This window comes from Enterococcus sp. LJL99 (assembly GCF_054871725.1).
In genome coordinates, this window is sequence record NZ_JBTXLT010000007.1 from 41,102 (window position 1) to 62,977 (window position 21,876).

Sequence of the window (21,876 nt, forward strand, 5' to 3'; positions counted from 1 at the left end):
GTAAGCTAAGAAATCGTTCATTCTATTTTTAAGTTTCCTAATCTACTGTTCACACTCTTTTTTCAAAATTTGCTTCCCCTTTTCTTCAAAAAGCAAAGCCGATTGTAGAAGATAGGATTCTTGATATTTTAGCGTCAACTGTTTTAAAAACGGTTTTAGTTCATCTGTGTCTATCGAAAAGGCAATTAACAATTGTTCATAGTGTTTTTTTTCTTCTAGTGTTGCTATCGTTTTAAAATAGCCCCAAACATGTTGGTAAGCATTTATTAGATTTCCTTTCTTAGGTGGTTCAGCCATTGCATGTTGAAGCAACGCTTGAAATACAGCTTCCTTTTCAGCGTCCCAAGAATGATTTTGAAATAATTTTCTGATTTGTCGATAATCATTTTGTGATTTTGAAAGAATCAAATATTTTAAAATTGCCCATTCTTTCTGTTTAGCTCCAATCATTAGCAAAGCCCCTTTCGTTTTTAATTGACTTTTAAATAAAAATATGGAGAACCATTTATGACACAAACTATCGTATTACATCCTGTAGATGCAACCACTATCGATGAAGTCTTAGATCTTAAGGTTAGAGAACATCAGGAAGCCTACGTCGCTTCTACAGCAAAAAGTTTAGCTTATGCTTACGTCTTTAGGGAAGTCACAACTCCCTGTGCTATTTATTCAGGTAATCAATTGGTTGGCTATCTGTCAGTTATTTTCGATACAGAAGAACAACTTTATAACCTTTGGCATTTCTTGATTGATAAAACGTATCAAGGTCAAGGCTATGGTAAAAAAGCCCTAGCGGAAATTATTAGCGTCATCAAACAGGAAAATAATCGTAAATCTGATACTCTCGCTTTAACGGTTGAAGAAGAGAATCATGTTGCGCGAAAGCTATATGAATCAATGGGATTTTATTATACAAATCAACGTGATGAAGAGAACGAGCTAATTTATATGTATCATTTTTAACGATACTTGAATGTTTACTTTTACTATTTTTGATTCATTTCTTGATCTTTGGCGATTGTTGCGTCAATCCCTTTTACAACCGTTGCAATAAATGCTTCTTCTTCTAAAGCGAGTAAGCCCGCAACGGTTGTTCCTCCAGGAGAACAAACCCGATCAATCAAGGTCCACGGATTTTCTTCACTATCTATTATCATTTTCGCACTACCTAAAACCGCTTGTGCCGCATATTGTGTAGCTAATTCTTTAGACAAGCCATGTTTTACCCCTGCACGAGCTAAGCTATCAATAAACAAATAAGCATAGGCGGGTGAACTGCCAGCCAACGCTGTAAAAGCGGAAAAATCTTTTTCTGACACTTTCCAAGCACATCCAACTGCTTCAAATAATTCGACCACCGCCTCAATTTGTTCATCACTTGCAAATTGATTACCACAAACGGCGGCTGCACCTAAACCAATCATAGCATTGACATTTGGCATCACACGCACAATTGAAACTGCCTGCTCAGTATCCAGGTACCCATATATTTTTTCTAGCGGTGTCCCAGCAGCAATTGAAACGAGCACTGGTTGTTTAGCTAAAATAAGTTCTTTAGTTTGATTTAAAACTGTTTCGACCACATTTGGTTTCACTGCCAGTACAACTATATCCACCGCATGAATCAATTCTTCCACCGAATCACAAGCGTGTCCATTTACTTTTTTGCTAAGTGCATTTACCTTATCTGTCAATACATCAAATAAGTACACTTCTTCCGCTTTGATAAATTCTTTTTCCACTATCCCTTGAATAATAGCTGTTGCCATATTGCCAGTCCCAATAAAACCGATTTTCATAAAATGACCCCTTCCTTTTTCCTACTTTCAACTATATTCATAAACTGTCCTTTGCTTCTTTTAGAGTAGCATATCCTTCAATTGAATACTAGAAAATAAGAATTGAATAAAAATAGAAACTGATTGTTTGTGTATTTGATAAATTTTGTTTCACCTATTGCGTCGATCTATCGTTATCTATACAATAATACAAAAGGAGTGAGTTAATTTATGCATGAATCAGCTCAAAGAAAAATTGCTTTATTAATAAATGAAATGGAAAAGGTTATTTTAGGAAAAAAAGAGGTGATTCAGTTGACTGTCGCTGCATTTTTGGCTGGTGGTCATGTACTCTTTGAAGATATTCCTGGGGTTGGTAAAACCGTTTTAGTCAAAGCATTGGCGAAAGCTACTCATGGAACCTATAATAGAATTCAATTTACACCTGATCTTTTACCAAATGATATTTTAGGTGTTTCAATTTATAATACCGCTTCACAAGCATTTGAATTTCGTTCAGGACCTATTTTCACCACCGTTTTGTTAGCCGATGAGATTAATCGAGCAACCCCTCGAACCCAAGCGGCTCTACTAGAAGCGATGTCTGAAAATCACGTAACAATCGATAACCATACGTATGAATTGAATGAAAATTTCTTTGTTTTAGCTACACAAAATCCAATTGATTATGAAGGAACCTTTCCCTTACCTGAAGCACAACTGGACCGTTTTTTATTTAGACTGCACATTGGTTATCCAGAATTTTCTGACGAATTATCCTTGCTACTAAACCCTACCAATGAACAGCTAAAGCAAGTTCAACAAGTTTTATCGATTGAAGATGTCCGCGAATTAAAACAATTAGCTCAATCGATTTACATGGATCCACAAGTTGCAAGATATGCCCTACAGTTAGTACATGCGACGAGAGAATCAGAAGAACTATTATTGGGCATCAGTCCTCGAGGCGCACTTGCTTTTGTTAAAGCGGCGAAAGCTTTTGCTTTGACAGAAGGACGTACCTTTGTTACACCAAAAGATTTACAATATATTTTACCAGCTACTTTTGCCCATCGACTCATATTAAAAAATGGTGCAGCTTCTTCTACTGAAAGAGTTCAAAGAATTCTTGATCAAATCATTCGCAGAATTCCTGTTCCTGTGAGGCGATAGGAATGAAAAGGTTATTGAATAAACATCTCACTCGTCTCTTAGTTTTTTTATTTTTTTATCTTTTCGTCTTTTTTTATACAGTGAGTTTTAACAAAGAAGCTGGTTGGGTTTTATTTTTCTTTTTAACTTTTTTATTACTGATTGATGTCCTTAGTTTTCTTCCATCAACGAAAAAAATACACGTTGAAACTTTAGAGCAGTCAAGAATGGTGGTTAACAAAAAAAATAGACTTAAGCTCACTTTTTTTCGTTATCGTCCAACGCTTGTTCCAATTCCGCTTGTATCTATTTATTTAGCTTCAACCAAGGAACAATGTGCTTCACTTCCTTTGTATACTGGCAAGAAGAAAATGATTGAGATTGACTTTACGCCTAGTCAGAGAGGAATTTTTGAAACCTTATCTCTCACAATGAAAAGTTTTGACTTATTGGATTTTTTTTCTAAAACATCGTTTTATCAAGTAAAAGGCCCTTTTATGGTTCTTCCCGAGTACAAGCATGAACTAGCATTAGAATTGAAAAAACAACTTGTTCTTAGTTCAACTTCTTTTCGCAATACATTAGGGCAACCAACAACAATGATTCGAACGTTTAGAACTTATCAACCTGGTGACGCTCTTAAAGTGATTGACTGGAAGCAATCCAGTAAAAAAGGTGAGTTAATTGTCAAAGAATACGAACATGAAACAGAAAATACTTTTCGGTTAGTCTTTTATGGCGTTGTTCATGAACAATTTGAAACAATTTTAGCTATTTACTATTCTTTTTCTCATGTTCTTTCTACGCAAACAAAGTTTAAAGAAACAATCTTGGCGGATAAACAAGAACAACAAGATCGTGATTCTTTGTTTGCTTCTATGCGACCGATTGAACCCCGGCTGCTGCCTACTTTTCCTACAGGAGAAAAGTTGCTTATTTTTGCTCCAGAGCTGACCGAACCATTAACTACTCAACTGCTAGAGTTAGCAAATAGAAATGAAGTTTCGGTTATCGCTTTTAAAGAAAAACAACTTTTTCTTTTTTCTCAAGATCAAGTGCTTTTGATTGGAGAGGAGGGCGACAAGCATGCTTAATCGAATCAAAGAAAAATGGGTTTATGCCTTAATTTGTTTTCTCGTGTTGCTTTGTGCTTATCCACCTTTTCTAACAGTTTATAAGCTAGAGCATTCATTATTTCTTGGCTTAATGATTGGTTTATTTTGTTTAATCAACCTGTGTTTTGAACATTGGTGGCTTCGTCTAAGCTTCTTGATTACCAGTTATTTTTTTACTTTGTACTATTACTTTCCTAGTGATCATTCGTTTGGTTTTACTTGGCTTGCCAGTTTTTTCGCTAGATTACAAACTATTTTTAAAAGTATCTCTAACGGAACATTGAGTTATATGCCTGCCTCGGCTGCTATGCTTTTTATTTTAATGTTGATTATCGCATTGAGCGTCTTGGTTATTCATTATGAAAAATGGGTACTTAGTTTTTCAGTGATTATCGGCTACCTTTTTTCACTTATGTTAGTCAATCAATTACAGCTTGAATGGTGTATTTTAAGTATTGCCAGCCTTTTTCTATTGCTGTATCTTTACCAAATTTATAGTCAAGCGTTAAGTAAAAATGACAGCCGAAAACTATTTGTCCTAGCTACTATTTTATGTGGGGTAATCGGACTAAGTGCTTTTTATGTTCCGACCCTATTTCCAAAATCAAAGCTATTTTTGATAGAGCAGACACTTCCGATTAGAACCTATTTAAATTCAAAAGGAATTTATCAACAAATCAATCGTTATGGCTTGCCTAATCAATCTGCAACTGGTTTTAGCGATGATGACAAGCAACTCGGTGGGCCGATTAATGATGACTTGACGATACTGTTCACCGCAGAGCAAACAACCAAACATTATTGGCGAGTTGAAACAAAACGATACTATACGGGAAAAGGCTGGATGGCAAATTCAGAAACGACCAAAACCAAAACTCCTCTCACATTTTCAGATACTGATTATCGCGGACGCTTCAAGGAAGAAACAACGAGTAAGCTAGTCTTCAATACGAATGATACCTATTTACCACTTCCATATGGAAACGTTCAAATTCCATTGACTGATAATAAACGAGTAGAACTAATTGAGATGAAAAATCGTTTGAATTTTGAGCAACGACCTAAAGAATTACTATTATCCTTTCAAGAACCAGATTATACAATAAATGATTTAGAACAAGTTCCCGTGAATGCCCTGTCTTCCCTACAAGCAGAAAGACAACTGCCAGATACGTTACCTGGGCAAGTTCAGGAATTAGCCTTATCTTTGACTGAATCGAAAACTACTTTATATGATAAAGTCAAAGCGGTCGAACAATACTTAAAAACAGATGGTTCCTACCGTTATTCTAAGACAGATGCTGCCTATACGCCGGAAGACAAAGACTATGTCGATCACTTTCTTTTTGAAACAAAAACTGGCTACTGTGATAATTTTTCCAGTGCTATGGTTGTTTTGTTAAGATCCGTGGGGATTCCTAGTCGTTGGGCCAAGGGGTTTGCGCCAGGAGATGTGGTAGAAACTTCTAACAAAAATAAAAAATATGCCATTCGTAATAGTCATGCTCACTCGTGGCCTGAAGTCTATTTTGAAGGCTATGGTTGGATTCCTTTTGAACCCACGCCTGGATTTGAAGCGACAAATGAATCCACTGACAGTAATAGTAGTGAAACTCAATCCACTAATTCGAAGGAATCATCATCTACAAGTAATGAGCGTTCAACGACAAGTGAAACATCGACTTCTAGTAGCACGACTTCAACTTCTAGTCAAAAAGACGAAACGGATGCTGAATCACTTGATTGGACAAAACTAGTGAAATTGACAGGTCTCTTTTTAGGCTTTCTTTTGTTGAGTATTATCGGATTTTTCTACTATAAAAACTTTTTCTGGTTATATTTTAATTTGTATCAAAAACGAACGAAAGCTGATTTTGCATCTAGCTATAGCCTATTACTAAAAAAAGCTGAAAAAATTCTTGCTCGGGAAAAAAATGAACCCTTAAAAGATTATGCGCAACGCTTTGAAAAAAAATATCCTGAATGTCATGGTGCCTTCATTCAAGCAACCCTAATGTATGAACAATCACTTTATGGTCAACAAAAACCAAGTGCCTCTGATTATGCAGGGTTATTGACACATCTGGCAAAATTATTAACTTCTTTGAAAAAAGCGAACTAAAAAAGCGAGGTTGGAACAAAAGGATTTTTCCTTTTATTCCAACCTCTTATTTGGGCTCATCGCCCCAATTGCTCAGTTCATTGAATTATTTAGAAGCACGTTTTAAGTACGTACCTTCTTGCGTATTAATCTCTAATAATTCACCTTCTTCAATAAAGTCAGGCACATTAACAACTAAACCTGTTTCCATAATCGCTGGTTTACCAGAACCAGAAACTGTTGCTCCTTTAATTGAAGGTTGTGTTTCTTTAACAGCCAAAACAACTGTAGTTGGTAAAGTTACACCGATTACTTCGTCGCCGAAGAATTGAATTTTAACTTCCATATTTTCTAAAATATATTTTAATTCTTCATCGATAACAGAAGTTGGGATTTCGTATTGTTCATACGTTTCTAAATCCATAAAAATAGCCATGTTATCTTGACTATATAAATATTGTACTGGTTTTGTTTCAAGGAATGCTTTTTTCACTTTATCATCTGGACGCATCGTTGTATCTGTCGTTGCTCCCGTACGAACATCTTTCAATTTCATACGCATAACTGTGTTTCCTTTTCCAGGTTTATGGTGATTGGCATCCATTACTCGAATTAATTTACCGTCTTGCTCAAATGTCATACCTGCTCTAAGATCGCTTACTGATATCATTGTCTGATTCTCCTTCTCTTGTAGGGGCGAATAAGTAGATGATTTCCACTTACTCCACCAAAATAAGCGGTAAAATAGAAGACCTGTATCTGACAAGAACTCTTCTGACCAATGTCTTTTCAGTTTCGTGCAAATAACGGCATCTATTTGACCCTATTATCTTCGTTTTAATTCAATCCAAAAACATTATAGCAAATTTACAAGGCTTAATCTAGATAATCGGTAGACTTTCCTTAAAGAGATGAGCTAAATCGCACTTTTATTCAAATTAATTTAATAAGTTGCTAAAAAGCACGCTCAAAAAGCTGACTTTTATTTGTCCGTTAGCAAATTTAGCGCCCCACAATAAACGTTAGTTCACATTCACAAACTTTTTTGTCTTCAACAAACGCAGTTGCTTTCCCAATTCCTACATAATCTCTGATTTTGACAATTTCAAAATGAAGTTTTAACACATCACCTGGAACCACTTTTTGACGGAATTTAGCTTTGTTGATTCCACCAATATAAGCCGTTTCACCATTGAATTGTTCCATTTTTAAAATCAAAATCGAACCCACTTGCGCTAATGCTTCAATAATTAAAACACCTGGCATCGTTGGATTACCTGGAAAATGTCCTTGGAAAAATTCTTCATTGATTGTGACATTTTTTGTGGCAATAATTTTCTTTTCAGGAATAATCTCATCTACGTAATCGATAAAACAAATCGGGTAACGATTTGGGATCATTTCCATAATTTCAGTTGCATCCATAATTTTTTTCATCTTAAGCTTCCTCCCATTTCTTCAAACAAATCACCGCATTATGACCACCAAAACCAAATGAGTTACTAATGGCATAGTTCGTTTCAACTTCACGAGCACCTGTCGTCACATAATCTAAATCACATTCTGGATCTTGTTCTTGATAACCGGCCGTTGGATGAGCGATATTTTCTTCTAATGTTTTTACACAAGCGATTGCTTCAATTCCTCCTGCGGCACCTAATAAGTGTCCTGTCATACTCTTTGTACTGGAAATAGCAATTTTTGAAGCATTTTCACCAAAAACTTTTTTAATTGCAGCAGTTTCAGCTGCATCATTTGCTGGAGTTGATGTCCCATGAGCATTGATGTAACCTACTTCATTTGGATTGACACCGGCTTCAGCTAAAGCTAATTCCATTGCATCAGCAGCTCCACTTCCATCTTTTAATGGTGCTGTCATATGATTAGCGTCGCAATTACTTCCATAGCCGACCACTTCAGCTAAAATCGTTGCTCCGCGTTCTTGCGCATGCTCTAATTCTTCTAAAACCAACATTCCAGCACCTTCACCCATCACAAATCCTTTCCGTTCTTTATCAAAAGGAATCGAAGCTCGAGTCGGATCTTCTGTTGTATTTAAAGCACTTAAAGCCGCAAATCCAGCAATCCCAATTTCACAAATTGTTGCTTCAGTTCCTCCAGTAATCATGACATCTGATAGACCATATTTGATGGTTCTAAACGCTTCACCGATTGCATTGGTAGCGGAAGCACAAGCTGTTACAATTGTTTGCGAGGTTCCCTTTGCACCAAATTTGATGGAAATATTTCCCGAAGCCATATTAGCAATGACCATAGGAACAAAAAATGGTGTCACACGTTTCGCTCCTTTTTTATCCATCACTCTTACTTGATCTTGTAACGTTGTCATGCCGCCAATTCCACTTCCCACAATTACACCAAATCGTTTAGGATTAATCGATTCAACTGATAATCCGCTCATCTCCCAAGCCTGAGAAGCCGCTACAATTCCATATTGTGAAAACAAATCCATCCGTTTTTGCTCTTTTCGATCTAGAATCCCCGTTGGATCAAATTCCTTAACTTCTCCAGCTAAAGTAACGCCTGTGTTTTCTGAGTCGAATTTAGAAATTTTTTCAATACCGATTTTTCCACTAAGTAAATTTTTCCAATATTCTTTTACATTATTTCCTAATGGGGTAATGGCACCCATTCCTGTAATTACTACTCGTTTCATTGGTTTCCTCCATTTTATTTGATAATCAAATCAAAATAATTTATTAACTACAACCACTTTTTCTTAAAAACTCAGATAAATAGTTTGACAATCAAAGTATTATAGTTAATAATTCAGACATAAGAAAAATGTCTGTCTTTTTTTTATTCTCAATTAGGTGGTATTATTATCATAACTAAGACAGATGATACCAGTTGTTTTTTCATCCGTCAACTTTATTAAACCATCATTTGGCATTATTTTACAGACATTTTATTCTTTTCACAAACTAAATTTAATATTAAAAGGAGATTACTTAGATGTTTTTAAAAGATAAGAAAGTCGTCGTTATGGGCGTCGCTAACAAAAGAAGTATTGCATGGGGTTGCGCTAAAGCACTAAAAGAACAAGGAGCGGAAATTATTTATACGTATCAAAATGAGCGTATGAAAAAACAATTATTAAAATTAGCAGAACCAACAGATTTACTTGTAGAATGTGATGTTGCTTCTGATGAATCAATTGCTGAAGCTTTCCAAACAATTCAAGAAAAATATGAAAAAATCGATGGCTTAGTTCATGCGATTGCTTTTGCTAATAAAACGGAATTAGAAGGAAATGTTACAGATATTACTAGAGACGGCTACATTTTAGCCCAAGATATCAGTAGTTATTCATTTTTAGCAGTCGCTAATCATGCAAAACCATTATTAAATCCAGGCGCTGGTATCGTAACAATGACATATTTAGGTTCAGAACGCGCTGTACCAAACTACAATATGATGGGTATCGCCAAAGCTTCGCTAGAAGCCGCTGTTCGTTATTTAGCGGTTGAGTTTGCTCCACTGAATGTTCATGTCAACGGAATCTCAGCAGGTGCAATCAAAACATTAGCTGTTACTGGCGTGAAAGATTACGATCAATTAATTAAGCTCTCCGAAGAACGTACACCTGATAAAGTTGGCGTAACGATTGAAGAAGTTGGGAATACTTGTGCCTTTTTAGTTAGTGAATTGGCGGCGGGAATCGTTGGCGACATTATCTACGTTGACAAAGGGGTTCATTTAAGCTAATTTCTAAGCAAAAAATGATTATTTGCGCGAATCAGAAACTTGTGTAACAATAGTGAATAATCATTTTTTAAGGAGCAACGCATGAAAAAATTAGCAATTATTGGTGGCGGCATCATCGGCATGACTTTAGCCAATTATATTGATGAAACAAAATATACAGTGACTCTTTTTGATTCATCGATCGGACAAGCCACAAAAGCCAGCGCTGGAATTATTTCTCCTTGGTTATCCAAAAGAAGAAATAAACAATGGTATCACTTAGCAAAAGATGGTGCTGCTTTTTATTCGAAACTCAACCAAGATTTTGGTTTACCTGATTCTGTTTATCAGCAAACGGGAACTCTGATTTTACGAAAAAAAGAAGAATTAAATTCTTTGATGATGTTAGCTGAAGAGCGGAAGATTGATGCACCTGAGATTGGAAATATTTCATTAGTATCAGAACTCGAAACAACTGAAAAATTACCCCTTTTAAAAAAGACTCCTGCCCTGTACTTAACAGGCGGCGGAAAATTAAATGGAGAAAACTACCTTCAGACGCTGAAAAGCAGAGCGATTGCTAAAGGAATCATTTTTAACTCCGCTTCTGTGACCCTTAAAGATAAGAAAGATTCTTGGTCAGTTTCTTTTGAAGATTGTACCGAAGAATTTGATATGATTGCTTTGTGTGCAGGCGCAGGAACAACTGATTTATTGGCACCTTTGAATTATTCCGTTGATATTCGACCACAAAAAGGACAACTTTTAGTTTTTGAAACTGAGTACAAAAATAGTCAACATTGGCCTGTAGCGATGCTTGACGGTGAAAGTGATTTAATACCGTTTGCTAATGGGCAAATCATTGTTGGCGCTACGCATGAAAATGATGCTGGTAATGATCTAACACCAACAAAAGCGGCGTTTTCACAATTAGCAAACTCTACACGTCCTTTTTTAGCTGATGAACGATTTTTTGATAAATTTCCAGTCTCTTATCGCGTCGGAACACGGGCTTATACAGCTGATTTTGCGCCATTCTTTAATTGTTTACCTGATAACGATACCGCTGTAGTTGCTAGTGGTTTAGGCTCTTCGGGATTAACGACTGGCCCTTATATTGGGTATCTTCTGGCTCAGTATTTTAATACTGGACATTCTGAATGGTCGCCTTATCAAAAACCAATCGATACTTATATAAAAACTAAAAAATAAACCTTAATTTAAAAAGCTTTAAAAACAAACTATAGCTGTTTGTTTTTAAAGCTTTTTTCGTTTTTATGCGCTGGATAATCGCTCTAATTATTCAAAAGAAAAAATCGGTGCTATACTACTAATAAAAACAGGAGGTTCTGACAATGAATCAATCAGATCTACAACAAATTTTAAAAAAACAACGAGCATTTTTTAACAGTAATCAGACAAAAGATCTTTCCTTTAGAAAAGAGCAATTAGAAAAACTTTTACTCAACCTTCAAAAACATGAAACAGATTTCTACTGGGCTTTTGAACAAGATTTGAACAAACCTGAAATGGAAGTTTACTCAACAGAATTCGGTATAGTAATCGCTGCAATCAAAGATATGCTGAAAAATGTTGAGCGTTGGACTAAAAAACAAAGTAAACCTCGAGCTTTAGCTTCTTTATTAAATAAAAATGAAGTTTATTTTGAACCTTATGGTGTTGTTTATATTATCGGTCCTTTTAATTACCCGTTACAACTGACTTTAGTCCCATTGGTTGGTGCATTAGCGGCTGGAAATTGTGCATTGATTAAGCCATCTAGAAAAACGCCAAATGTTGCTGCCGTTATTGGAACAGTCATTGCTGAAGTATTTGATGAAGAATATGTTAAAGTCATCTCACCGACTGCTATCGACGATGAAGCCGTTCTTAAAGAGCGAATGGATTTTATTTTCTTTACTGGTAGTTCACATGTCGGCAAATTAATCATGAAAGCTGCCGCTAATTTTTTAACTCCAGTCGTACTAGAACTTGGTGGAAAAAGCCCAGCAATCGTTACCGATACAGCTGATATCGAGCGTGCAGCGGAACGAATCATCTGGAGCAAACTGATAAATACCGGTCAAACTTGTATCGCAACGGATTATATTCTAGTAGATAAGAAAGTAAAAGAATCATTGATAGCCGCCCTTAAAGCAAAAATTACTACTTTTTACGGAAATGAGATTCAAAATAATTCCGATTATGGGCGAATCGTTCAAGGACCTGCAATGGAAACCTTCAAACAACTAATTGATGAAAATCAAGAACAAATCATTCATGGTGGATCATACGATTTAGCTACCCGTTTTGTTGAGCCAACACTGTTTGACCTTCCTCTTTCAAGGGAGAATTCATTGATGCAAGAAGAATTATTTGGTCCACTACTGCCTATTTGTACGTACGATAATTTAGATGAAGCAATTGATTTCGTAAAATCTGGTGAAAAACCACTAGCTCTTTATCTGTTCTCAGAAGATAAAGCCATTCAAAAAAGAATTCTAAACGAAATTTCCTTTGGTGGCGGCGGAATCAATCAAACCATTTTGCATATCACCAATGATGAGTTACCGTTTGGCGGCGTAGGTTACTCTGGTATGGGAAATTATCATGGAAAATACAGTATTGATACTTTTTCTCATAAAAAAGCAATTACTTATGGTCGAAATGATTCCATGGCGAATTTAATTTACCCTCCCTACTCCACCAAAAAATTGGATTGGATCAAGCGTCTATTATAAAATGATAGAAATTCAAGCGATTTTTTTCATCATAAATTTAAGTTATATTTTGACAATTTGGCAATTACTGAGTCAAATAAATTGTATATCCAAAGATAACCGCTTACAATAAAAGTAACTTTATGAATGGAGGAAGAAAAAATGAAAAAAATTTATGAAACAGCGATGATAAATCATGGGGGAAGAGAAGGCGATGTAGAGGCACCAAATGGCTCTATGCATATGAAAATTACAGCTCCTGGTTTACATGCTGAAGGAACAAATCCAGAACAATTATTTGCTGCTGGCTATGCTTCTTGTTTTAATGGTGCCCTTCAACATGTTCTAAAAGAAGGCGGGATTACTGCTGACAGCACAGTTAAAGCACGTGTGTCACTTTATTCTACTGATGATGGTGGTTTTACAATCGGTGTAATTATGGAAGTTCACATTGAGGATTTAGATGAAAAAACAGCGCAAGAATACCTTGAAAAAGCACATGCTTTTTGTCCATATTCAAAAGCCACTAAAGGAAATATCGAGGTAGAATTGGAATTAGTATAAATTAAAAAAAAATAATCCTAAAAGAGCAAAAGCTCTTGCAGGATTATTTTTTTGCTATCAATCCAATTCAACTTTTCCTGTATACAATTGGTGATAAATACCTCGTTCTTCTAACAAATCTTCATGATTTCCACGTTCAATAATTCGTCCATGATCCATTACCATAATCGCATCTGAATTTTGAATTGTTGATAAACGGTGGGCAATTACAAACACCGTTCTCCCTTTCATCAATTGATCCATACCCGCTTGTACATATTTTTCAGTACGAGTATCAATACTTGATGTTGCTTCGTCCATAATCATTACAGGAGGATCAGCGATTGCAGCTCGAGCGATTGCTAGTAATTGACGTTGTCCTTGTGATAAGCCGTCTCCATCTCCCGAAATCATCGTATCATATTGTTGAGGTAAATTATGAATAAATGTTTCTGCATTCGCTAGTTGTGCTGCTTTGATAACTTCTTCATCACTAGCATTTAAATTCCCATAACGAATATTTTCGCGAATCGTTCCAGTAAACAAATGCGTGTCTTGTAAAACGATTCCTAATGAACGACGTAACGAGTCTTTTTTTATCTTTTTAACATTGATACCATCGTAACGAATTTTCCCTTCTTGAATATCGTAAAAACGATTAATCAAGTTGGTGATTGTTGTTTTCCCCGCTCCAGTAGCACCAACAAAAGCAACTTTTTGACCAGGTTCAGCATACAAATTAATATCCTTCAGCACACGATCTTTCCCGTTATAACTGAACGAAACATCTTCAAAGCGTACATCTCCTGTTAATTCCGTGTACGTAATTTTTCCATCTTCATGTGGATATTTCCAAGCCCAGATCCCAGTTCTTGTTTCACTTTCTTCTAGGTAACCGTCAACTCGATTAACATTGACTAATGTCACATATCCATCATCCACTTCAGGTTTTTCATCAATCAATTCAAAAATTCGCTCCGCACCCGCCAACGCCATAATGACAAAATTGATTTGTTGAGAAACTTGGCTGATTGGCATATTTAGTGAACGACTTAATTGTAAGAAAGAAGCGATCATTCCGATTGTTAACCCAGATATGCCATAAACAGAAAAAAGTCCTCCGATGATTGCAAGCAGCACATATTGAATATTAAGTAGATTCATCATGATTGGCATCAAACTATTGGCATATTTATTAGCCTGTGTCGCACTTTCTCTCAAGGATTCATTGATTTCGACAAATTCTTTGATTACTTGAGGTTCATGATTAAAAATTTTCACTACTTTTTGGCCATGCATCATTTCTTCAATATAGCCATTCACTTTTCCTAAATCTTGCTGTTGTTTACCGAAATAACGACTACTACGTTTCACAATTGTACGGATTGTAAAAATCATTAGTGAAACTGAAAGAATAACAATCAAAGTCAACGGGACGCTGATTGTGAACATCGCAATAAACACACTGATAAAACTGACAACGGCCGCTAATAGATTGGGAATACTTTGAGAAATCATTTGACGTAATGTATCTGTATCATTGGTATAATGACTCATAATATTTCCATCGGAGTTAGAATCAAAATAACTGATTGGTAAAGTTTCCATGTGGGTAAACATATCATCACGGATAATTTTCTGTGTTCCTTCACTGATTTTTACCATAATCAAATTATAAAACAGATTCGCAACAATTCCGACTGCATAAATCAATGCCATTGTCGTAATCGCTTTGAGTAAGCCAGAAAAATTCGGATGGCTTTGACCAACCAACGGTGTGATGTAATCATCAATCACGACTTGCAGGAACAGTGAACCACGCACATTGGCATACGTACTTAAAATAATCAAAACAAATACTAGCGCTAAATAAATTTTGTATCCGTTAAACATATATGAAAATAGTCGTTTTAATGTTCGCATTGGATTTCGGGTCATACTTTTTCTTTGTTCATTAGGCATCGTCTTCACCAAATCCTTTCGCTTGAGATTCATATACTTCTTGATAGATTTGATTATTCGCTAACAACTCATCATGAGTTCCGATAGCATCGATTTTCCCATTGTCCATTACGATAATTCGATCAGAATCTTCAACCGAAGAAACACGTTGTGCAATGATAAAGGTTGTTGTCCCAGGAATTTCTTGTTTCATCCCTTCACGAATAAAACGATCGGTTTTTGTATCTACCGCACTCGTTGAATCATCTAAAATCAAAATTTTTGGTTTCTTCAGTAACGCTCGAGCAATACACAAGCGTTGTTTTTGTCCACCAGAAACGTTGTTCCCACCTTGAACAAGCATCGTATCATATTTATCGGGAAATTCTTCAATAAATCCGTCCGCTTGAGCAATTTTACAAACACGAATCAAATCCTCATCTGTCGCTTCTTCATTGCCCCACCGTAAATTCTCTTTAATTGTCCCAGTAAATAAAACATTATTTTGCAATACCATACTAACTTGATCACGCAACGTTTCTAAGTCATAGTCTCTGACATCATGTCCGCCAACTTCAACCGCACCTTCTGTCACATCATACAAACGAGGAATCAGTTGAACTAACGTCGTTTTAGAACTTCCCGTACCACCAATAATCCCGATAACTTCACCAGATTTAATTTCCATAGACGCTTGTCGTAGCGCTAGTTTATTAAGATCATTCGTGTAACTAAAACTAGCCTGTTTGAACACAACAGAACCATCTTTTATATCGTAAATAGGTGCTGCATTGTTCTTTAAATCACTTTCTTCAGACAAGACTTCTGTGATTCGTTCAGCAGACGTTCGCGCAATAATGACCATTACAAAAACCATTGACATCATATTTAAACTCATTAAAATTTGCATCGTATAGGTGAACATACTAACTAATTCACCTGTCGTCAACGTACTACCTACTACAAATTTTGCCCCTAGCCATGAAATCAACAACATACATGTATAAACAGAAAATTGCAAAATAGGGTTGTTGAAAGCTACAATACTTTGAGCTTTTGAAAAAGTTTGATAGATTTTTTTTGAAACCGTCGTAAATTTTTCATCTTCAAAATCTTCACGTACGTATGATTTCACTACGCGGATTCCTTGGAGATTCTCTTGTACTACGTTATTTAAACGGTCATAAATCCGAAATACTTTATTGAATTGTGGATGAGCAAAATAAATGACTAAACTCAATCCAATAATCAAAAAAGGCACTACACCTAAATAAATCATCGATAAACGACTATTAATTCGAAATGCCATTGCTAATGAAAAAATAAAGATCAATGGGCTTCGCACTAAAATTCGAATAATCATTTGATAAGCATTTTGTACATTCGTCACATCTGTCGTCATCCGTGTAATCAAACTAGGTGCAGAGAAACGATCAATATTAGAAAATGAAAAACCTTGAATCCGCGTAAATAAATTGTCTCTTAAATTTTTCGCAAATCCCGCAGAAGCTATAGCTGCATAACGTCCTGACATCGCTCCTAAATAAAGAGCAATTAACGCGCAAACAAATAAAAGAGCACCATACATTAAAATAGCTTTGGTATCTCCTTTTTCAATTCCACGATCAATCATCATAGCCATAATCAATGGGATAATAATATCCAAAATGACTTCTCCAGTTACAAAAGCTGGAGTGATCAAGCTTTCTTTTTTGTATTCCCCTACATTAGCAAGTAGTTTTTTTATCACCCAGGTTTCCCGCCTTTCATCTCAATATTTTTACAATTTTCAGATATTTTATCCAAAACTAATAAAAAATTATCTAGTTCTTCCGTAGATAAGTCTTCAATCAATTTCCGATCGAACCCTTGTAGTTTGCAAAGATTTTCTTGAACCTTTTCATTTCCTAAGTCCGTTAAAAAAATCGCCTTTAAGCGATTGTCTTCTGCGCAATTTTTTCGTTCGATAAATCGCCTTTTTTCAAGTGTTTGCAGGACTCCTGTAGCTGTTGAGCGACGAATATCAAACTCCATTTCAATATCTTTTTGATAGACTGGGACTTGTTTGTTATTTCGCCGATGAATAAAATTCAATAATCTCATTTGCGTACTAGAGGACGGATTATCGTCTTCTTTCAAAAGTTCGGTTACTTTTCGATTGATCTCATTCGAAACAATCTTGATTCGAAGAGCTACTTTTTGTTTCACATTTCAACCCTCCAATATAGTTCGTTCCCTAACTATATTAACGAAAGAATTGAAAATGGTCAAGAAAATTACTTTTGAAAATTAAAAATTACTCATCTTCGTTCCATTTTGAAAACACTATTGAAAGCCATTTTTGTTATAATAAGTCAAACGGAGGGATAAAATGAAAATTCGAAAAACCTACACGTGCCCATTAGAGATCACCCATGACATCATCAGAGGAAAATGGAAACCAATTATTTTATGGCAATTAAGTAAACAACCAGCTTGTTCACTGAGCAAATTAAAAAAGAATATTCATGGAATCAATGAAAAGATGCTTCTTGAACAACTAGACGAGTTACTCAAATTTGAAATTATCGGAAAAAATAAATTTCTTGGCTATCCTTTAAAAGTTGAATATTATTTAAAAGAACGTGGCATAAAATTATTTGAAGCAGTAACTATTATGCAAGAAGTTGGTGAAAATATTCTTAATAAAGACTAGAGAGTGTCGGAAAACGATTGAAGAATTCGAATTTTCCAGAAATTCAGCTAAATCACGAAAATATTCACCACTATCGTTTTCAAGAACTCTCTAAACACATACCTACGAAAAAGTAAGTAATTTACTCATCCTTTCAGCCATGCTATGCTATTGCTAAATAGGAGGTACGCTTATGAAAAATGAACAATTTATCAGAGATTTGATCGATTCAGAGACAATTTGCTTTTTAGCTTCAATAAATGAAGACGGATATCCTGTTATCAGAGCCATGTTAAAACCAATAAAAATCGATGCAGACACATTTTATCTCCATACAAACACATCATCTGCAAAGGTACAACAGTTTATCAATGAACCTAAGGCTTGCTTGTATTTTTGTAATTCAACTAAATTTCAAGGCGTGACTCTTCTCGGCAAAATGGAGGTTCTTTTAGAAGAACGAGAGAAGCGTATGTTTTGGCAAGAAGAATTCAACATATACTACAAAAATGGTGGCGGCATAACTGATTTTACGGTTTTAAAATTTACTATGTACAGCGGGAGCTTCTATCATGACTTTATGACAGAAGACATCTAAAAATAATTTGAATATAAGAAAAAAAATGAACGCCACAAAATAAAGGATCTATTTTTTGCGCCGTTCATTTTTTATCATTCGTTTATTCCTCTTAACCCCAAAATCGTTCCAAATCATTAACAATAGATGGGTATGCATAAATTTGCTTTTTCAGATCAGTTTTTGTCCAATCGGCATGAATGCCCATAGTAATATAATTAATTAAGATATCCGCTTCTTGGCTAATCACGGTAGCACCAACTAACCGTTCATCACTTTTTCTGATTACCGTTTTTAATAACGCTATTTTTTCAGCTTTTCGTTTGCTGTCCATCCATTTACTTATATCGATTAATTCGATTTCAAATCGTGTTGGATCGGCTTCTGCTTGAGCGGTTGTAACACCCGTTTGAGCAATTCTTGGTTCACTAAAAATTGACATCGCACTAATTGGATAGTGAATAGGCGCTAAATTTTGTTTCAACAGATAAGAAACCAAATATTCTGCTTGATACACCGCATAAGTTGCTAATTTAGGAACCGGAGCATTCGTACAATCGCCACAGGCAAAAATATTAGGTTGGTTCGTTGCTAAAAAGTCATTGACCTTGATTCCATGCTCGTCACATTCGATTTGAGCATTTTCTACTTTTAATGAAGTCAGCATCGGTACACGACCAGCAACATTATACACTTTATCCACTTCATATAGATGACCCAAATTGGTTGAAACAACTAATCTTCCGTTAGCAAGTTGGGTGATCTCATTAACTTGCTCATTGAAATGAAAATCGATTCCACGTTTCTTATTGATTTCAAGTAGTTCTCCCACAAAATCTTGATCGAAATTTTTCAAGGCAAGAGCGTCATGTTGTAAAACTGTTACCTTAGCCCCGAATGCGGCAGCAATCGTCATAAAAGCAAAGGAAATAATTCCAGCTCCCACAAACATGATTTCTGCTGGTAATTCTTTTTGCGTTAAAAAGACTGAACTATCAGATAAATATTGACTGCCATTAAATTCAAACGGACGATCTATTCCTCCAGAAGCAATCACAACGTTTTTTGCTGTATAATGAATGCCATCAACAGAAATTTCATTTTTTGAAACAAATTCAGCGGTTCCGTAAATCGTTGTAATTCCAGCTTGTTTTAGCGCCAATTGATGCTTAGAGTCTTCTGAATCTTCCAAACTATCAATCCAATTCATGGTTTCACGCCAATTCAATTTAACTGGCGAGAGGATTCCATGCGCTTCAAATCGTTGGTTTTGTAAGTAATGTTCCGCAATTGTCACTAATTCCTTCTTACGCGTACTACCTACATTATTGACTACCCCGCCAAATTTATCTGCTTCAACGATTGCTACGTTTTGACCCTTTTTTTTAAGTCCATAAGCAACCGTTAATCCTGCTAATCCACTACCAATAACAATACAATCAAACAACATTTTTATCCCTCCAAATTAGGTTGGATCAACAGCGATTACCTTATCTTCAACTTTGATTACTTTAGAGTAAAAAGCAATCCCAATCAATACAACTGCTGTAAACCATAAAGATTTTTCACCATAAGCTGAAGTTAATGCTGTTCCAACTAGACCGCCGCCAGCAAAACCAATTAACACAGAAAAATATAACCAACTATTTTTCCAGGCATCTTTTGCTCCAGCGATTGCTTGAATAATATAGTTAAAGGCTAATTGAACCACTAAAGTTACCGCCACATTTCCATATAGCATCCCATCAATTTTATGAAACGCATTTCCTTGCATCCCAGCTAAAAATGAAATAATCATACAAATATGAGTAACGGTAAAATAACTATTGATTGGTGAAAAACCTACCCCAATCAAAAGGAGTGCTTCCACAAGTAAAATTTCAAACGCCCAAATTTTCTTTTGCTTAATTCCTAAAACTTCAATAATACCAGTTGCCATCGCACCTAAACCAAAACATAAAATAGTTAAAGCCACGACGCTTAGATGTTGCCAATTTTTAGTTGCAATGGTTTGCCCTAAAAGAATAATGTTTCCAGATTGAACCGTACTAAAGGCTTTGCCTACATAATACGTATACCCGTCCATCGAACCTGCAGCAATTGCTAGAAAAAAAGCAATCCATGGTAATTCCATTACAGGATACGTAGGTACCTTACGATTTTCCATAAAAAAGACTCCCTTCTCTATTTCTATAAAAAAAGACTGAGACAAATGCTTTATTATGCTTTGCTTCAGTCTCTCGATTCAAATACAAGATAAGGAAAAAGTAATTTTTGAAAGAGATTGAGACAAACACCCATTCTAAATTACTTGCTCTTTCCTCATCAATCGTTGTGATTATTCAGGTTTTTTATACCAAACAACCGGTTCTGGTTTGCTTGGATTTGGTAAAGATTCAGCAAATTGTTTTGTGACATTCAAATGATCTGCTACCATTTGCGCTGGCGAAGTTCCTAACCATTTATTCAATGAAATATCAGAGTAATCTGGATTTTTAAAGACTTCTACAAAGCGCAATGGTTCATCGCCAATATTTTGAACATAATGACCTGCAACGATTGGTACGACACCCACATCACCGGCTTGAAAATCAAACGTCCGAGCTAAACCAGCCGAATTAAACACAGTCATTTTCGCTTTTCCTTGAATGTAGTATTGCCATTCGGCAGCTTTTGGATGCCAATGTAATTCTCTCATTCCACCAGGTTCTACTTCAACAAAAGCTGCTGAAATTGTCGTTGCTGCTGGAAAAACACTTTGATCAACGATTTTTACTTTTCCTGCTTCTGAAATGATTGGTTCTAATTGATCAATGTGGAAAGTAAATGGCGATGGAACTTCCCCTTCACTACTAGGACGATTCACTTCAGCAATTGATCCTGGTACATTTGCTTTAAAAATATATTTTTCAGATTTAGGGAAACTTTCCAAATCACTAATCTGTTTTTTAAAGTTAGCCGCAACGATATCTTTTGGTGTGTGAGCTAGCCAATCAGATAAAAGGAAGGTATTATTCTCTGAAAAATCTGGTTCACTGAATACTAATAAAAATTCACAACCTTGATCTAATGCTTCAATTGAATGCGGAATCCCAGCTTCAAAGTTCCAAATGTCGCCTTCTTTTACATCATCAATGAAACTACGCCCATGTTCGTCAATCGCAGTTACACGTGCATTTCCATAGAGCATCAAGCCCCACTCAGCTTCTTTATGCCAATGCATTTCACGATAAGCACCTGGTTCTAAACTCATATTTACCCCTGCGACATCTTGGGAAATCGGTAATTCACGGTTAGTAATTTCTCTTGTCCAACCACCTTCTTCTAAACGTTGGTGTGCATCTGAATAACTAAAACGCAAGTTATCTACAGTACCATGATCTGTTGATGGTGGAACTAAAATATCTGGATTTTCTTGATCACGAGATAAATTTCGCGGACCATGATCAATCCATCCTTTTCCATCCGAATCTCTAAATGGCTCAACTCTGTTTTCTGTCATAAAAAACCACTCCTCTCGTTTAAGTACAAGTTAATAGTAGGTGATAAAATAAAAAAATTCAAAAC

General features: G+C 35.7%; 21 protein-coding genes. 10 read left to right on the forward strand and 11 right to left on the reverse strand.

Annotated elements, in window-relative coordinates; all coding sequences use genetic code 11:
* Positions 1-42: 42 nt before the first annotated feature.
* Positions 43-450, reverse strand: a complete 408-nt coding sequence (locus ACYSNW_RS11590; protein ID WP_461744668.1) for a YbgA family protein — start codon at positions 448-450, stop codon at positions 43-45.
* A gap of 57 nt (positions 451-507) precedes the next feature.
* Between ACYSNW_RS11590 and ACYSNW_RS11595 the strand changes: the two genes are divergently transcribed.
* Positions 508-963 carry a GNAT family N-acetyltransferase gene (locus tag ACYSNW_RS11595; RefSeq protein ID WP_461744669.1) on the forward strand — a complete coding sequence of 152 codons (456 nt, stop codon included), beginning with the start codon at positions 508-510 and terminating at the stop codon, positions 961-963.
* A 23-nt stretch (positions 964-986) separates the two neighbouring features.
* Here ACYSNW_RS11595 and proC read toward each other — a convergent pair whose 3' ends face one another.
* Positions 987-1,799 (reverse strand): pyrroline-5-carboxylate reductase, encoded by an 813-nt coding sequence (gene proC, locus ACYSNW_RS11600; RefSeq protein WP_461744670.1) that lies wholly within the window; start codon positions 1,797-1,799, stop codon positions 987-989.
* Between the two features lie 210 nt (positions 1,800-2,009).
* On the opposite strand from proC, the gene ACYSNW_RS11605 reads away from it, so the two are divergent.
* From ACYSNW_RS11605 to ACYSNW_RS11615, 3 genes are read left to right on the forward strand one after another with little or no spacing between them, the layout of a single operon-like run.
* A complete protein-coding gene (locus ACYSNW_RS11605) occupies positions 2,010-2,951 on the forward strand; it encodes an AAA family ATPase (protein WP_461744671.1) in 942 nt (313 codons plus the stop codon).
* A gap of 2 nt (positions 2,952-2,953) precedes the next feature.
* Positions 2,954-4,024: a DUF58 domain-containing protein gene (locus ACYSNW_RS11610; RefSeq protein WP_461744672.1), complete on the forward strand. Its 1,071-nt coding sequence runs from the start codon at positions 2,954-2,956 to the stop codon at positions 4,022-4,024.
* On the forward strand, positions 4,017-6,167 hold the full coding sequence (locus ACYSNW_RS11615) for a transglutaminaseTgpA domain-containing protein (RefSeq protein WP_461744673.1): 2,151 nt from the start codon (positions 4,017-4,019) through the stop codon (positions 6,165-6,167). The genes ACYSNW_RS11610 and ACYSNW_RS11615 overlap by 8 nt, the downstream gene beginning before the upstream one ends.
* Positions 6,168-6,252: 85 nt before the next feature.
* On the opposite strand, the gene efp is transcribed toward ACYSNW_RS11615, so the two are convergent.
* The 3 genes from efp to fabF all read right to left on the reverse strand — a co-directional run bounded on the left by efp (position 6,253) and on the right by fabF (position 8,823).
* Positions 6,253-6,816, reverse strand: coding sequence for an elongation factor P (gene efp / locus ACYSNW_RS11620; RefSeq protein WP_461744674.1), 564 nt, complete (start codon positions 6,814-6,816; stop codon positions 6,253-6,255).
* A gap of 332 nt (positions 6,817-7,148) precedes the next feature.
* On the reverse strand, positions 7,149-7,583 hold the full coding sequence (fabZ, locus tag ACYSNW_RS11625) for a 3-hydroxyacyl-ACP dehydratase FabZ (protein ID WP_461744675.1): 435 nt from the start codon (positions 7,581-7,583) through the stop codon (positions 7,149-7,151).
* 1 nt (position 7,584) lies between these two features.
* Positions 7,585-8,823: a beta-ketoacyl-ACP synthase II gene (fabF, locus tag ACYSNW_RS11630; RefSeq protein WP_461744676.1), complete on the reverse strand. Its 1,239-nt coding sequence runs from the start codon at positions 8,821-8,823 to the stop codon at positions 7,585-7,587.
* Positions 8,824-9,122: 299 nt separating this feature from the next.
* Here fabF and fabI point away from each other — a divergent pair, with 299 nt between their 5' ends.
* The 4 genes from fabI (at position 9,123) to ACYSNW_RS11650 (ending at position 13,138) form a co-directional block, all read left to right on the forward strand.
* The gene (gene fabI, locus ACYSNW_RS11635) at positions 9,123-9,875 is read left to right on the forward strand and encodes an enoyl-ACP reductase FabI (protein WP_461744677.1); all 753 of its coding nucleotides are present in this window, start codon (positions 9,123-9,125) and stop codon (positions 9,873-9,875) included.
* Positions 9,876-9,956: 81 nt separating this feature from the next.
* Positions 9,957-11,066, forward strand: coding sequence for an NAD(P)/FAD-dependent oxidoreductase (locus ACYSNW_RS11640; protein WP_461744678.1), 1,110 nt, complete (start codon positions 9,957-9,959; stop codon positions 11,064-11,066).
* A gap of 143 nt (positions 11,067-11,209) precedes the next feature.
* The gene (locus ACYSNW_RS11645; RefSeq protein ID WP_461744679.1) at positions 11,210-12,595 is read left to right on the forward strand and encodes an aldehyde dehydrogenase family protein; all 1,386 of its coding nucleotides are present in this window, start codon (positions 11,210-11,212) and stop codon (positions 12,593-12,595) included.
* A 141-nt stretch (positions 12,596-12,736) separates the two neighbouring features.
* The gene (locus ACYSNW_RS11650; protein ID WP_461744680.1) at positions 12,737-13,138 is read left to right on the forward strand and encodes an organic hydroperoxide resistance protein; all 402 of its coding nucleotides are present in this window, start codon (positions 12,737-12,739) and stop codon (positions 13,136-13,138) included.
* 57 nt (positions 13,139-13,195) lie between these two features.
* On the opposite strand, the gene ACYSNW_RS11655 is transcribed toward ACYSNW_RS11650, so the two are convergent.
* Genes ACYSNW_RS11655 through ACYSNW_RS11665 form a run of 3 tightly spaced genes read right to left on the reverse strand, consistent with a single transcriptional unit; the run spans position 13,196 to position 17,266 of the window.
* Positions 13,196-15,079, reverse strand: coding sequence for an ABC transporter ATP-binding protein (locus ACYSNW_RS11655; RefSeq protein ID WP_461744681.1), 1,884 nt, complete (start codon positions 15,077-15,079; stop codon positions 13,196-13,198).
* Positions 15,072-16,808 carry an ABC transporter ATP-binding protein gene (locus ACYSNW_RS11660; RefSeq protein ID WP_461744682.1) on the reverse strand — a complete coding sequence of 579 codons (1,737 nt, stop codon included), beginning with the start codon at positions 16,806-16,808 and terminating at the stop codon, positions 15,072-15,074. The genes ACYSNW_RS11655 and ACYSNW_RS11660 overlap by 8 nt, the downstream gene beginning before the upstream one ends.
* A complete protein-coding gene (locus ACYSNW_RS11665) occupies positions 16,805-17,266 on the reverse strand; it encodes a MarR family winged helix-turn-helix transcriptional regulator (protein WP_461744683.1) in 462 nt (153 codons plus the stop codon). Before ACYSNW_RS11665 ends, ACYSNW_RS11660 begins: the two co-directional genes overlap by 4 nt.
* Positions 17,267-17,429: 163 nt before the next feature.
* Here ACYSNW_RS11665 and ACYSNW_RS11670 point away from each other — a divergent pair, with 163 nt between their 5' ends.
* Both ACYSNW_RS11670 and ACYSNW_RS11675 read left to right on the forward strand, forming a co-directional pair.
* Positions 17,430-17,753, forward strand: a complete 324-nt coding sequence (locus tag ACYSNW_RS11670) for a winged helix-turn-helix transcriptional regulator (RefSeq protein WP_461744684.1) — start codon at positions 17,430-17,432, stop codon at positions 17,751-17,753.
* Positions 17,754-17,925: 172 nt separating this feature from the next.
* Positions 17,926-18,330 (forward strand): pyridoxamine 5'-phosphate oxidase family protein, encoded by a 405-nt coding sequence (locus ACYSNW_RS11675; RefSeq protein ID WP_461744685.1) that lies wholly within the window; start codon positions 17,926-17,928, stop codon positions 18,328-18,330.
* Positions 18,331-18,421: 91 nt separating this feature from the next.
* Here ACYSNW_RS11675 and ACYSNW_RS11680 read toward each other — a convergent pair whose 3' ends face one another.
* The 3 genes from ACYSNW_RS11680 to ACYSNW_RS11690 all read right to left on the reverse strand — a co-directional run bounded on the left by ACYSNW_RS11680 (position 18,422) and on the right by ACYSNW_RS11690 (position 21,811).
* Positions 18,422-19,759: a dihydrolipoyl dehydrogenase family protein gene (locus ACYSNW_RS11680; RefSeq protein WP_461744686.1), complete on the reverse strand. Its 1,338-nt coding sequence runs from the start codon at positions 19,757-19,759 to the stop codon at positions 18,422-18,424.
* A gap of 15 nt (positions 19,760-19,774) precedes the next feature.
* A complete protein-coding gene (locus ACYSNW_RS11685; protein WP_461744687.1) occupies positions 19,775-20,476 on the reverse strand; it encodes a YoaK family protein in 702 nt (233 codons plus the stop codon).
* A 171-nt stretch (positions 20,477-20,647) separates the two neighbouring features.
* Positions 20,648-21,811, reverse strand: coding sequence for an oxalate decarboxylase family bicupin (locus ACYSNW_RS11690; protein WP_461744688.1), 1,164 nt, complete (start codon positions 21,809-21,811; stop codon positions 20,648-20,650).
* Positions 21,812-21,876 lie beyond the last annotated feature (65 nt).